General features: G+C 64.4%; 10 protein-coding genes and 1 tRNA gene. 7 read left to right on the top strand and 4 right to left on the bottom strand.

Annotation, left to right across the window (positions count from 1 at the left end; translation table 11 throughout):
- Window position 1 precedes the first annotated feature (1 nt).
- Together CKO42_RS06835 and CKO42_RS06830 are read left to right on the top strand one after the other, a co-directional pair.
- Window positions 2-925, top strand: coding sequence for a tetratricopeptide repeat protein (locus CKO42_RS06835; RefSeq protein WP_200240973.1), 924 nt, complete (start codon window positions 2-4; stop codon window positions 923-925).
- A 99-nt stretch (window positions 926-1024) separates the two neighbouring features.
- Entirely contained in the window at window positions 1025-3037 is a 2013-nt protein-coding gene (locus CKO42_RS06830; protein WP_200240970.1) for a DNA repair helicase YoaA, read from the top strand.
- 59 nt (window positions 3038-3096) lie between these two features.
- On the opposite strand, the gene CKO42_RS06825 is transcribed toward CKO42_RS06830, so the two are convergent.
- Together CKO42_RS06825 and CKO42_RS06820 are read right to left on the bottom strand one after the other, a co-directional pair.
- Window positions 3097-3843: a Uma2 family endonuclease gene (locus CKO42_RS06825; protein WP_200240968.1), complete on the bottom strand. Its 747-nt coding sequence runs from the start codon at window positions 3841-3843 to the stop codon at window positions 3097-3099.
- 230 nt (window positions 3844-4073) lie between these two features.
- Window positions 4074-8294, bottom strand: coding sequence for a DEAD/DEAH box helicase (locus tag CKO42_RS06820; protein ID WP_200240966.1), 4221 nt, complete (start codon window positions 8292-8294; stop codon window positions 4074-4076).
- A gap of 183 nt (window positions 8295-8477) precedes the next feature.
- Between CKO42_RS06820 and tsaB the strand changes: the two genes are divergently transcribed.
- The 5 genes from tsaB (at window position 8478) to CKO42_RS06795 (ending at window position 11530) form a co-directional block, all read left to right on the top strand.
- Window positions 8478-9239, top strand: a complete 762-nt coding sequence (gene tsaB, locus CKO42_RS06815) for a tRNA (adenosine(37)-N6)-threonylcarbamoyltransferase complex dimerization subunit type 1 TsaB (protein WP_200240964.1) — start codon at window positions 8478-8480, stop codon at window positions 9237-9239.
- 475 nt (window positions 9240-9714) lie between these two features.
- Window positions 9715-10572 (top strand): ferritin-like domain-containing protein, encoded by an 858-nt coding sequence (locus tag CKO42_RS06810; protein WP_207148668.1) that lies wholly within the window; start codon window positions 9715-9717, stop codon window positions 10570-10572.
- Between the two features lie 122 nt (window positions 10573-10694).
- Window positions 10695-10919 (top strand): DUF433 domain-containing protein, encoded by a 225-nt coding sequence (locus tag CKO42_RS06805; RefSeq protein ID WP_200240956.1) that lies wholly within the window; start codon window positions 10695-10697, stop codon window positions 10917-10919.
- Between the two features lie 32 nt (window positions 10920-10951).
- Entirely contained in the window at window positions 10952-11269 is a 318-nt protein-coding gene (locus CKO42_RS06800) for a DUF5615 family PIN-like protein (RefSeq protein WP_242479177.1), read from the top strand.
- Between the two features lie 3 nt (window positions 11270-11272).
- Window positions 11273-11530, top strand: coding sequence for a hypothetical protein (locus CKO42_RS06795; protein WP_200240952.1), 258 nt, complete (start codon window positions 11273-11275; stop codon window positions 11528-11530).
- A 5-nt stretch (window positions 11531-11535) separates the two neighbouring features.
- Here CKO42_RS06795 and CKO42_RS06790 read toward each other — a convergent pair.
- Both CKO42_RS06790 and CKO42_RS06785 read right to left on the bottom strand, forming a co-directional pair.
- Window positions 11536-11612 (bottom strand) — tRNA-Pro (locus CKO42_RS06790).
- Window positions 11613-11754: 142 nt separating this feature from the next.
- A complete protein-coding gene (locus CKO42_RS06785; protein ID WP_200240950.1) occupies window positions 11755-12723 on the bottom strand; it encodes a polyprenyl synthetase family protein in 969 nt (322 codons plus the stop codon).
- Between the last annotated feature and the right edge of the window lie 198 nt (window positions 12724-12921).

The following is a 12921-nucleotide window of genomic DNA, read 5'->3' as shown; positions in this document are numbered from 1 at the left end:
CATGTACAAGCACCTGACCCTGCTGATGCTCCTACCGCTTCTGCTCACCGCCTGCACCTCGATGGAGCGCAGCGGGCCGCCAGCACCCATCGTCGACGTGCAAGGGGCGCCTCCACCGGCACCTGCCGTCAAAATCGCACCGGCCGAACCGAAGCCACAGGCGCCAGCAGCACCAGCGCCGACGCGGGTTTATGCCTACACGCCACCGGAAACCATCAGCGACACCCCGACCGAGTCAACGCCTACGAACAACCCGGCAGCGTCGGCTGCCGCTCCATCGGTGGCAGCCACGCCATCGGCGCCTGCTGCACCTGCCTCCTCGGCGCCGAAACCCGCCACCCAAACGCAGCAGCCTGCCACCCAGGCGCAGACCGCGGCACGCCCCGAGCGCGAGCCGACAACGCAGAATCCAGCGAGCGGACAGGCCGCAGCGAGCCCACCAAGCTCAACGACATCGCAGACCGCTCAGTCAGGCGCTGCCACACCACCGCCGACTGGCCCCGCCGCGCCAGCGACACCTGAACCGGCGCCAGCGGCGCCATCAGCCCCGCCGGCGCCTGAGGTCGCCAGCGCAGCTCCAGCAGGCGGTCTTGCGCCGAACGACATGCCACCCGCCGTCGCCTCCCTCGCCCAGCGCGCTGAGCAGCAGCGCCAGTCAGGCGATTCCGGCGGCGCCGCCGCTACCCTAGAGCGCGCACTGCGCATCCAACCGCAAGAGGCCTACCTCTGGAATCGGCTCGCGCGGGTGAGGTTGGAACAGGGGATGAGCGATTCCGCGGCCAAACTGGCGTCGCGCTCGAACGCGCTCACCGGCGACGCACCGGCCCTGAAGACCAACAATTGGGAGATCATCGCGACCGCCCGCCGCCAATCCGGCGACATCGAGGGGGCGGTCGAGGCCGAGCGTAAGGCCGCCGGCGGCTGATGCGCAGCGATCGGAGCGTGATCTATCAGAGCGCGATCGATCGAGGTCATCGCTTGGCCTCGGCCGGCTGACGACGCCGCCGACCCAGCCGACGACCCAATGCCTGAGCCTGTGGATCAAACCCCGTCGGACTCCGCGGACCCGATCCAGCAGGCCGTGCACCTGGCTCTGGCGGCCGATGGTCCCCTCGCAGAACGGCTGCAGCACTTTCATCCGCGCCCGCAACAGCAGGCGATGGCGGAGCGCGTAGCCGAGATCCTAGAGAGCGGCGGCGCCCTGATCTGCGAGGCAGGCACCGGCACCGGCAAGACCTTCGCCTACCTGGTGCCGGCCCTGCTAAGCGGGCGCAAGACGGTGATCTCCACCGGCACCCGCAACCTCCAAGATCAACTGTTTCAGCGTGACATCCCGCTGATCCGCGCCGCGCTCGGCGCGCCGATTGCGATCGCGCTGCTGAAGGGGCGCGCCAACTACCTGTGTCGCTATCGGCTCGAACTCGCGATCGAAGCGCCAACCCATCATCGGCCCGAGGTCAGAGCCCATCTGCAGCAGGTGCGCGACTGGAGCAGTCATACCCAGCAAGGCGACATCGCCGAGCTGCCGATCCCGGAAAACGATCCGGTCTGGCCCGCGGTCACCTCAACCGCCGATAACTGCCTTGGCCAGGGTTGCCCGGTCTTCAACGACTGCCATCTGCTCGAGGCTCGTCGTCGGGCACAGGCGGCCGAACTGGTGGTGGTCAACCATCATCTGCTCTGTGCCGATCTTGCGCTGCGCGATGAAGGCTTCGGTGAGGTGCTGCCGGCTGCGGACGCCTTCATCATCGACGAGGCGCATCAGCTGCCCGAGGTCGCCGCCAGCTTCTTCGGTGTCACGATCAGCGCGCGCCAGCTGATCGAGCTGGCGCGTGATGTCGCTGCCTGCGATCGCCGAGATGCCGGCGACGTGCCGGACCTGCCACTCGCCTGCGACGCCCTGCAGCAAGCGGTCGCCGAGCTGCGCCTCAGCCTGAGCCAAGACCTCGGTTACGAAGACCGCCGCGGCCCTTGGCAACAGATCGCCGAGGCGCAGGGTGTGCAAGTCGCGCTCGATGGTCTCGGTGAGGCGTTGGAGGCGCTCGCCGCCACCCTGGAGCCGATTGCCGATCGCTCGCGCGGTCTGGAGCAGGCCGCCGCGCGGTTAACAGCGATGCGCGCTCGACTCGACAGCCTGCTCGCCGATGAGCCGACACCTGAGCCGCAGCAAGGGGCCGAGGATCGCAACGACACGACGAACCGCGTGCGCTGGTTCGATCTGCAGGGGCGTAGCTTCCGCTTCCATCAGACACCGCTCGATGTGTCCGAGGTATTCCGCGCGCAACGCCGTCAGCATCAAGCGGCCTGGATCTTTACCTCGGCGACCCTCGCGGTGGGCCGCTCATTCGCCCATTTCGCCGGTCGCGTCGGCTGCGAAGACGCCGAGACCGCACAATGGGACAGCCCCTTCGATTATCCCCAGCAGGCCCTGCTCTACTGCCCGAGCGAGATGCCCGATCCGTCGGCTCCCGGTTATACAACGCGGGTGATCGAGGTCGCCAGTGAGGTCGTCAGGCTCAGCCGAGGCCGCGCCTTCCTGCTCTTTACCAGCCATCGCGCCTTGCGCCAGGCCGCCGCGCAGCTCGAATCACACCTTGAGTACCCGCTGCTGGTGCAGGGCAGCGCGCCGCGCGGCGAGCTGATCGAGCGCTTCCGGCAGCTCGGCAATGCCGTGCTGCTCGGCACCTCGAGCTTTTGGGAGGGCGTCGATGTGCGCGGCGAGGCGCTCTCCTGCGTGATCATCGACAAGCTGCCGTTCAGTTCACCGGCTGATCCGATCCTGCAGGCTCGCGCTGACGCGCTGAAACGCCAAGGCGGCAATCCGTTCCGGGATTTTCAGCTCCCGCAAGCCGTCATCGCCCTTAAACAGGGCGCCGGCCGGCTGATCCGCGATCATCAGGACCGGGGTGTGCTGGTGGTCTGCGACCCGCGCCTGCACAGCCGCGGTTATGGCCGAATCTTTCTCAACAGCCTGCCGCCGATGCGGCGCACCGATGATCTGACGGAGCTGGAGGCCTTCTTCACCCCGTCACCCTGACGCAGCGGCTCGGCACAAGCCGCAAAACAGGGCATTGGGATGATCAATCCGACGGGTGATCAGTCCTGCGCCAGCCCGGCCTGGCGCAGCAGTGCCCGCAGACGGGCGTTTTCGGCCTCGGCCGCATCGGCCCGGTGCCCCTCCTCCCGAGCGCACGGAATCCGTTGGCCCTGATACCAGAGGCGTACCTTTCGACCCAGCCGCCACAGATCCGGCTCCAGCACCTCCAGTTCCAGACCCGGCACGGCCTGACTGCGAAAGCGCCGATCCGCGGGCAGTGTCGCCTCCCGATAGCGGCTGGCGTCCGCATCGAGCCTAAACCAGCGCAGCGCGCGCGGGTCCTTCAACTCCGGATAGAGCAGTCCGAATTCCGGGACGCCGTTGGTGGCATTGCGGTCGCGCATCCGCTCGCTGTCCTTGCGCTCCTTCTCCGCGCGCTCGGTGCTGACCACCTCCAGCGCCAGCCGCAGATCCGTGGCCAACGCCCGCTCCAGGTCAGTGGTGTCCGCCAGCGCGTAGTCCGGATAGAGAATGCGCTGCTCGTCGTCCTCCTGGACCCAGTACCAGATCGGGTTGTCGCTCAACACCCGCAGACCAGTCGAGTCGGCGAGCTGATCCAAAAATGCTCCCAGGTCGCGGATCATGGCAGAGTGAGCCGTCGATTGCGCCATGTCGAATTCTTCGTCGTAATAGGGGATGCCAATCGTGGCCTCAGGCGGAAAGGGCTGCCGACACAGCCGCGCGCGCGCGATCTCGGCGGGCGAGGACGGATAGGATTCGCGGACGGGCTGGGCTAGCGAAGACATCGGCGACTCCGGCTGGTTGGCAAACATGCGTTTAGAGTGGCGAGCACTGAGGACAAGCAGGATAACCGATCCTGATCCGGCGAGCTTTAGCGCGACAGGATCGAGTCGATCGCCACCGGACATCCACCCGATGGACGATGCCGACAACGCCCAGCGCGCAGCGCTGCCGGAGAGAACCCTTGGCTTAGGCTTAGGCTTAGGCTTAGGCTTAGGCTTAGGCTTAGCTCAGTTCAGCCCTGCACCAATGCCAGCATCTGCTCATAGCTCAGTTTGCCACCATCATCGGCGCCACTGAGCAGACCGTCGGCCAGGTCACGCTTGCTTGCGTGCAGCTTCAGGATGCGCTCCTCGATGGTGTCTTTGGCGACTAACCGATAGACGGTCACCGGCCGCTCTTGGCCGATGCGATGCGCGCGGTCCGATGCCTGATCCTCGACCGCCGGGTTCCACCAGGGGTCCATGTGGATCACATAGTCGGCTGCGGTCAGGTTCAGCCCGGCACCGCCGGCGCGCAGGCTGATCAGGAATAGGTCGCCCTCCCCGGCCTGGAAGGCGTCCACCGCCGCGCGCCGCTGCGGCTCGGGGGTCGAGCCGTCGAGATACTGATAGCGGATCTGGCGCCGATCGAGATGCTCACGGATCAGGCTCAGATGATCGACGAACTGACTGAAGACCAGCGCCTTGTGGCGGTTATCCAAGAGCTCATCGACGATCTCGGCAAAGGCCTCGAGCTTGGCACTCGGCAGCTCGGTCTCCGGCAGCGCCAGGCGCGGATGGCAGCAGACGCGCCGCAGCCGCATGATCTCGGCCAGCAGCAGCAAACGCTTGTGGCCCGGCCCGGCCTTGTTGCCCTCGCTGTCCAAACGCTCCATGGCCTCGCGTCGCAGCGCCTCGTAGAGCGCCATCTCGCCAGCGCTGAGCTCGAGCTGTAGGTTGATCTCGGTGCGTGGCGGCAGCTCAGACAACACATCGGTCTTCAGACGCCGCAGGATGAAGGGCTTGAGCAGCTGTCGCAACCGCTGTCGAGCACCCTGATCCTTATCCTGCTCGATCGGCGTCGCGAAGCGCTGATTGAAGCGCTGCATCGAGCCCAACAGGCCGGGGTTGATGAACCGGAACAGGTTCCACAGCTCGCCGAGATGGTTCTCGATCGGGGTGCCGGTGGTGATCATGCGAAACCCACCCTTGAGCGCCATGATGGCCTGCGAGCGCTTGGTCATCGCGTTCTTGAACGCCTGCGCCTCGTCGGCGACGATGGTCTGCCACTCGACCTGGCTGAGGCGCTCACGCTCACTCTGCAGCAGTCCGTAGCTGCAGACCACCAGATCAAAGGGGCCCGCCGTCTCTAGCATCGCGCCGCGGTCGCCGTCTCCGAAGCGCAGCGGGCTTAGGGTCGGCGCAAAGCGCTCAGCCTCGTCGAGCCAGTTGCCGCAGACCGAGGTTGGCGCCAGCACCAGGGTCGGACCCTGCGGCGCTCGGGTCAGGATCAAGGCCAATGCCTGAAGGGTCTTGCCCAGCCCCATATCGTCGGCCAAGCAAGCGCCGGCGCCCCAATGCGCCAGCCGCGCCAGCCAACGGAAGCCTTCAAGCTGGTAGTCGCGTAGCTCGGCCTGCAGGGTCGATGGCAGCTCCGGCTCGAAGGCCTCGATCTGCGCCAAGCGATCGAGCAGACCGAGCCACTCCTGACTGGCCTCGACCTGCATGCCGTCGATCAGCTCATGCACCGCCGGCGCCGCCAGCGGATGGAAACGGCCGTCATCGATTAGGCTCGCGAGCCCTTGTAAGCGCCGTCGCAAGGCGCTGCTCAGAACCAGAAAATCGCCCTCGCCAAGTCGCACGTAGCGGCCCTGCGCCGATGCAACGCGCTCGATCAGCTCGCGCATCGCCAGTACCCGACCGTCATCGAGCTGCAGCCCGCCGGCGACATCGAACCAGTCGTTCTTCTGTCGGACCTTCACCTGCAGGCGGTTCAGCCCGATCTCTTCACTCAACGCGATGCGCCGCCCCTGCGGCCAATCCAGCTGCACCTGGTCGCCCAGCGCATGCAGTTGCTCCAGCGCCGCCAGGGCCTCTGCTGGGTCAGGCAGATTCCAGGTCCAGTCCTGCTCGTCGTCCCAGTCTGGCCCGAGTTCAGGGTCCAGCTCCAGGCCCGCGTCGAGCATCGCATCGAGGGCCGGATCGAGCGCCAAGCGCAACACTGGACAGGCCGCAATGACGGCCTGAGCCGACGCCTTCTCCGCCGGCAGATCGCGGGTGCAGCGCAGTGGCCGTCCTTCGTGCTCAGTGAACAGGCTCATGCGGCCAGCGCCTGGGCGCAGCTGCGGACCGATGTCACCAAACGGATGGATGAAAAGATCCAGCCGTAGCCCCTCATCGCAGGGCGTCAAATGCAGGTGCGGGCGGAGATCGGCTTCGATCGCCTCCGCCTGGCTGTCACCGCCGCCGATATCCGAGTGCACGGGGAGCATTGGCGCGACGGCGGTGAGGCTGTCCAACAGTGCCTTTTCGCCGGCACGCGGGATCGCCAGCCCTGCGGACCCGAGGATGCGCGCGATCTCGCGATGACCGGCATCGAATTGGATCACACGCAGTCGCTGCGGGGTCTCCTGCACCGGTAGCAATGCACGACCGTCCGGTGGATAGGGCTCGAGGCTGACGAGGATGTCCTGGTCACGACGGATCACGCTCAGCGCCGGGGCGCCACGAACCAGCTCGACCGGCACCTCCGGCGCATCGGGCCGGAACACCAGCGGATGGCCAATCGCGACCAACAGCGCTCGATCGAGATCCATACTATAGCTGCTGCGTCCATAGCCGCCGGACCAACCGACCTGCTGCTCGCGCGTGATCGTCTCGCAGATCGCCCGATCCTTCGGCGTCAGATAAGGGAAACGCTCCGGCTCCTCGGCCAGACGCTGTAGCGAGACCGCGCGGCCCTGGGTCCAGCCGCCGCGCTTGGTCCGCTTCTGCTCCCGCGGCTCGAGCTGGGCAATGTCGCCGTCATACAGGGTCAGTAGCCAAGCCATGCGACGGTTCGCATCCTGCCGCTGCCCGACCCGATCAGCACCCGTGTCGCGCTGTTCTGCGAGGCCCTTGAGCGCCTCCAGCGCGATCTCCCAGGTCGGCTTGGGTGCGAGCAGATCGGTCAGCAGCACCTGGCTGCTCGGAGGCTCAGCCAACGCAGGCAGCTCCTCCTCGACGCCAAACCCCTGGAGCAAGACCACCGCCTCACGCGCATACCAATCAAGCCCCGCCCGGGCCGCCTCTGCGGCGCCGTGGCGGAGCAGGATCAGGCTCTCTGCCGAGGGCCGCTGGCCAAGCCAACGCAAACAGAGTGCCTGAAACAGCGCCGGGAAGGCGCCACGCGGGGCCATGCTATGCAGCAGCCAGGCGCTTTCGGCGACGCGCGTCTGCCCAGCGAGCACGGCGGCAAGATCATCGATCAGCCGGAACACGGGCTCGAGCAGGTCGGTGACGCTCGCCTTCAGACAGATGGCCACCTGCTGCCGGACATACTCCAGATCAGCAGGCTCGCCACGCTGCAACAGCGCCAGCAGATGCAAGACGCCGGGGATACCAGGGACGTAGAGCGTGCGCTTGCGGGTGCGGCGGCGTTGCAATTGCAGCGCTGCCTCATAGGCCTCGATGGCCGTCGGATAGGCGCCGTGTAGCATCGATAGCCAGCCGCTCAGGATCAGCGCCTGCGGATGCTCGCGTCCGGTCAACAGCTCCGCAACCTGATCGAGCTGCCCCCGGAGTAGACGCTGTTCGGCGAGCGCATCAGCGGCATCCGGGCAACTTGGCACCAGCGGTGCGAGCAGGCGCTCCATCAGCTGGTACGAGCTAGGCTTGGCGTTGAGATCAAGCGCTGCCTCGCGCAGCATCGGCGCCAGCGCCAGCACCTTGAGCCGCGCGGGCAAGGTCTCGAGCCAAGCCGGATCAGCAGAGCGTGTGCAGATGCGAGCAAGCAGCTCGACCTGCCGATAACGCACCTGCGCAAACGACTCAACGCCCTGCAACGAGAGCATCTTCAGCACCGCATCCTCACGCCCAGCGTAAACGGCGATGCGCAGCTGCCGAAAACGCCGTTCGTCGCTGGGTCGATCCCAGGCGTTGCGCATCGCAACCGGCACCACCTGCTCGGCCGCGCTGACGATGGCCTTGAAGTTGCCATCGGCAAGCGTCTCGCGGGTCAGCGGCTCGAGCAGATCAGGATGGCAGACCAGCAAGTTGCGTCGCTGCTCCATCAGGCCAGCATTGAGCATGCGATCGCGCCACAGCTTGCCCAGGCGCTCCTTGAGCAACGCACCGCGCCGGTCTTTCCAGCCCAGCGCATCCAACACCACGCCGAGCGTGGTCTGACTAATCGGCTCACAGACCACCGAGAGTACGCGCAGGATGCGACGCTCGTCGGCGATCAGCGACTGATAGGCGGCGCGGCGATCGCTCATGCCCGACGCTCGCAGGTGCGCGCTGGCAACGCGAGCTCGGCGGACCGGCGGCAAGGGGTTTGTACTAAGATGCGGATCGCAAGCATATCCTTCGGTTCGTGCACTGACGGGATCTTGAGCTGGGGAAAGCCCCCCATGGTACAGTCTGCGCGTCCAACGTCCACTCAGCCGCCACATTCCGACATGAAGATCCTGGCCATCGAAACCTCAGGCAACGACTGCTCAGCCGCCTTGCTGATCGACGACCAGCTTGAGCAACGCTGCGAGACCGCGCCACGACGGCACGCAGATCTGATCCTCGGGATGCTGGAAACGCTGCTTCAAGGCGCAAATGTGCACCTTTCAGCCCTGGACGCGATCGCCTACGGCCGTGGCCCGGGCTCGTTCACCGGCGTGCGCATTGCCACCGCGGTCGCACAGGGTATCGCCTTCGGCGCTAACCGACCGGTGATTGGCGTCTCAACCCTTGCAGCAACCGCGCGCGCCGCTTACCGGCAGACCGGACAACGCAAGATCGCCTGCGCACTCGATGCCCGCATGGGCGAGGTCTATTGGGGATGTTACCGGATCGACGACGGTGATCAGATCAGGCTCCTCGATCTGGAATCGGTCGTCGCACCTGAGCACACGCCTATCCTGGATGGCTCAGGTTGGTGTGGCGCCGGAAGCGGCTGGGAGGCCTATCCAGCGCTCGCCGAACGCCATCAAGCGTCGCTTATGAGTGATGCTGATCCTGATCCTGATCCTGATCCTGATCCTGATCCTGATCCTGAGTCGGAGCCAATTCGAGTGCGTCTGCTCGCAGATAGTGGTCCGCAGGCCGAAGATATCGCCTGGCTAGCCCGCGCCACCGCACAGAACGCGCAGCGGCCGGACCAAGCGCTTCCGGTCTACCTTCGGAATCGGGTCACCGACGTTCGACCGAAGCCCGCTGAATCAAGCTAGGTCTGGGCGAGCCGGGCTCAGGACCCAAGAGAGCCTCAGGCTCCCGGGCTCAGGTGGTGGCCGCGGCCCATCTTCGGGACGTGATGGCGGCAGTGGCGGCGCATACAGCTGACAACATAGTGGATCAAGGTTGCTTCGACCGCGACAAACACGATCAAGCCAACCGCAATACGTGTCTCAGGCTCCGGCTGCGACAGACCAAGCGTCAGCCAAGTGACAAACCCGGTGATCCCAGCGATTACAGTCATGAGCACGAACGGCCACACCGACGAAAAACACGTCTTGCACAGTTTCATCACAACCATCCTCGGGCGCACAAACGCGACCTGTTTTTAAGTTTTTGGTCGAATACTTGATAAGCATAGCCGAACTATCGGCTGACGACGACAACCACGAGCCCAGACTGGAAATCAACCATCCTGGTCGTCTTGTTTTGAAAAGCATATAGCCTGTTCAAAAACAAAACAACTGTATCTTGACTAACCAAACAGCAAAACAAACGCTTGTCAGCGCCGCCGCTGCTTGTCTGGCCGCAACCGAGCCCGATACCAAGGTCGCACTGACGCGCCAGGTTTCGGCGCGTTGGGCAGCTGGGGAGATCGCACCCGGAGCGCCGGCCGATTGGCATCCCCTACAAACCCCGGGTCGCCCTGCCCGACCACGGCTGGTCTCAGCCCGCGAGCTCCCGAAGCGCAAGCTCAACAACCCAGCCGGACTGGCCTCACTGGTCCACGCCGTCGCCCACATCGAGTTCAACGCCATCAACCTCGCTTGGGACGCGGTGCAGCGCTTCACGCAGATGCCAACGGCCTACCAAGCCGACTGGGCAAAGGTCGCCGCCGAGGAGGCCGAACATTTCGTCTTGATGCGCGATCGGCTCCAAGCCCTGGGCTACGACTATGGCGACCTCCCCGCCCACGATGGTCTCTGGGACATGGCGCGCCGCACGGCGGGCGATGTACTGGAGCGCATGGCACTCGTGCCACGGGTGCTGGAGGCACGAGGACTCGACGTCACACCGGGGATGATCGAGCGACTACGCCAGATTGGGGATCATGACACCGCGGATCGGCTCGAGATCATTCTGCGCGACGAAGTCGGCCATGTCGCGATTGGCAGCCGGTGGTTTCATCACCTCTGTCAAGAGCGAGGCCTAGAGCCGCGTGCAACCTCCCTAGCGATGATCCGGCTTCATCTACACGGCGAGGTTCGCTGTCCGCTGAATCGCGCAGACCGCTTAAGTGCGGGCTTTGACGGCGCCGAGCTCGATGACCTTGAGGGATTGTGTGCCGGTGGTGGGCAACGGCCGACACAAAGGACGGCGGGTAACTGAGAGGATTTCATGCTCGGCTTAACACTCCATGACGAACTCAAAAGCAGTCGCCTGAAAGGCACAGCGATCGCGCACATCAACAAGAACAACACCCGAGCCACCCAGCTGAAGGACATCGCGTCATGACTGATTTGATTACGATTGATCCGAATATTTGCCACGGCAAGCCCTGCATTCGCGGGCTGCGCTATCCAGTCGAGAATGTGCTCGAATGGCTGGCCAGCGGCATGACGATTGAGGACATTCTGACCGATTACGAAGATTTAACCCGCGAAGACATCCTGGCGGCGCTCGCCTTTGCCGCGCGTCTGATGGCGGTTAAGCGTGTTGAATCCTTGGCGGCATGAAGTTCATCGTTGACGCTCAACTGCCAAAACGCTTGGCGCGTTGGCTCGCGGCGCGCGGGCACGACGTTTTGCACACCTTGGATTTGCCCGAACAGAATCGGACTCAGGATGCAGGCATCACGGCATTGGCTTGTCTAGAGCATCGAATCGTTGTCACCAAAGACGCCGATTTCGTCGATTCTTTCCTACTACAAGGTCGCCCGCCCAAGCTGTTGCTGATCGTCACCGGCAATATCAGCAACCAGGTATTGGAGCGCTTGCTGACACGAAATATCGCTGAAATCGAAAACGCATTCGCTTCCAGCCAATTCGTTGAGCTGACGCTGAGCCATCTGCTTGTTCACGATTGAATGATGGCCGATCCCCACTTCCAGCTCGCCCAGCGAATCCAACATCCCAAGTGTGGCGAGGGCGTGGTGGCGCGCCTGGCCACCGATGGGCCGGTTCGGGTGTTCCTTGCCAGCGGGGAGCGCCAAGTCTTCGCCGCCACCTTGCGCCCGGCCCTCAGTGTGTCGGCTGACCCTGTTACCCTCCTTAAGCCTCGTCGAGGGCAAGAGGAGCACACCATGCCTCGATGTCCCGAAGAACGCCGCGCCAGTGCGCTAGGCTAATTGAATGGTCGGGGTGAGAGGATTCGAACCTCCGGCCCCTGCCTCCCGAAGGCAGTGCTCTACCAGGCTGAGCTACACCCCGATGTTCTGCATCAATCGCCTGGTGGCGCCGATTGATTGATTGTCAGGCGGATGGCCTTTGCAGCAACCCGCTTCGTCCGTTGATCTCTGCTCGCCTGTCCACTCTGGGCTTACCCCATCGCTTGTCTCATCGAATCCTTTCGCTAGTAGGTTCGAGCGACTGAGAAGTCTGCCGTTGCCGCCAAGGACTCACGACTGGGCGACTCTGGCACCGCGTTCAGCGCCTGTTTGGCCGCGTCCGCATGCCAGCGAGCAAGCTCGACAGTATAGTCGATCGCTTTGGTGGCGACAATGGCTTCGATGACATCATCGATGTGTTGCCTACCGCCTTCTTCGATGGCTTGGCGGAGACGCTTGCGCTGAGCATCATTGCCGACCTCCATCGCGCGAATCACCGGTAGCGTCGGCTTGCCTTCGTCGAGATCGTCGCCGATCTGTTTGCCGATGGTGCCGTCGTCAGACATGTAATCGAGCGCATCGTCAACCAGCTGGAAAGCGATGCCTAGGTGCAGGCCATAGCTTGACATCGCGGCCTCGACCTCAGGATTCGACTCGGTGAGAACAGCGCCAAGCCGCGTGCCCGCCTCGAACAGGGTGGCGGTCTTGCGTTGTATCACCTCCATGTAGCGCGACTCGTCGGTATCGGCATCGTTGGCGTTGAGCAGTTGCAACACCTCGCCTTCGGCGATGCGGGCTGTGGCACCGGCCATCACTTCCATGATGCGAAGGTTGCCGACGTCAACCATCATCTCGAAGGCGCGGGCGTAGAGGAAGTCGCCGACCAAGACGCTGGCTTCATTGCCCCACACGGTGTTTGCCGTATCGCGATTGCGGCGCAGCTCGGAGCCATCGACGACGTCGTCATGCAGGAGGGTCGCGGTGTGGATGAACTCCACGATCGCGGCTGCATCCAGATGCCGGTGGCCTGAGTAGCCGCAAGCGCGCGCCGCCAAAAGGACGAGCAGGGGCCGAAGCCGCTTGCCGCCGCTACTGACAATGTAGTGGCCGATCTGGTTGATGAGTACGACGTTAGACTGCAGGCGGTCAACGATGAGTTTGTCGACCGCCTTGACGTCATCGGCCACAGGCGACCGAATCTGAGAAAGGTCCATGAAGCGGCATCTACTGCTGATAGGGCCGGCAAATGCTAGGTTCGCACCAGAAGACTGTCAAGAGCGTTAACCGAAAGTCACGCCGTTGCCAGAACCTCCACGCCGTTGCCAGGATCTCTGATAGGAGATCTGACAGAGCCTCTGCCAGGATCTCGCTAGGACCTCGCCATGCCCCCGGAAGACGCGGATTCAGCCGGC

Origin of the sequence: Lamprobacter modestohalophilus (assembly GCF_016583905.1) — a bacterium.
GTDB lineage: Bacteria > Pseudomonadota > Gammaproteobacteria > Chromatiales > Chromatiaceae > Lamprobacter > Lamprobacter modestohalophilus.
Note: the sequence above shows the minus strand (reverse complement) of the source record. Positions and strands in the feature narration are given on the sequence as shown.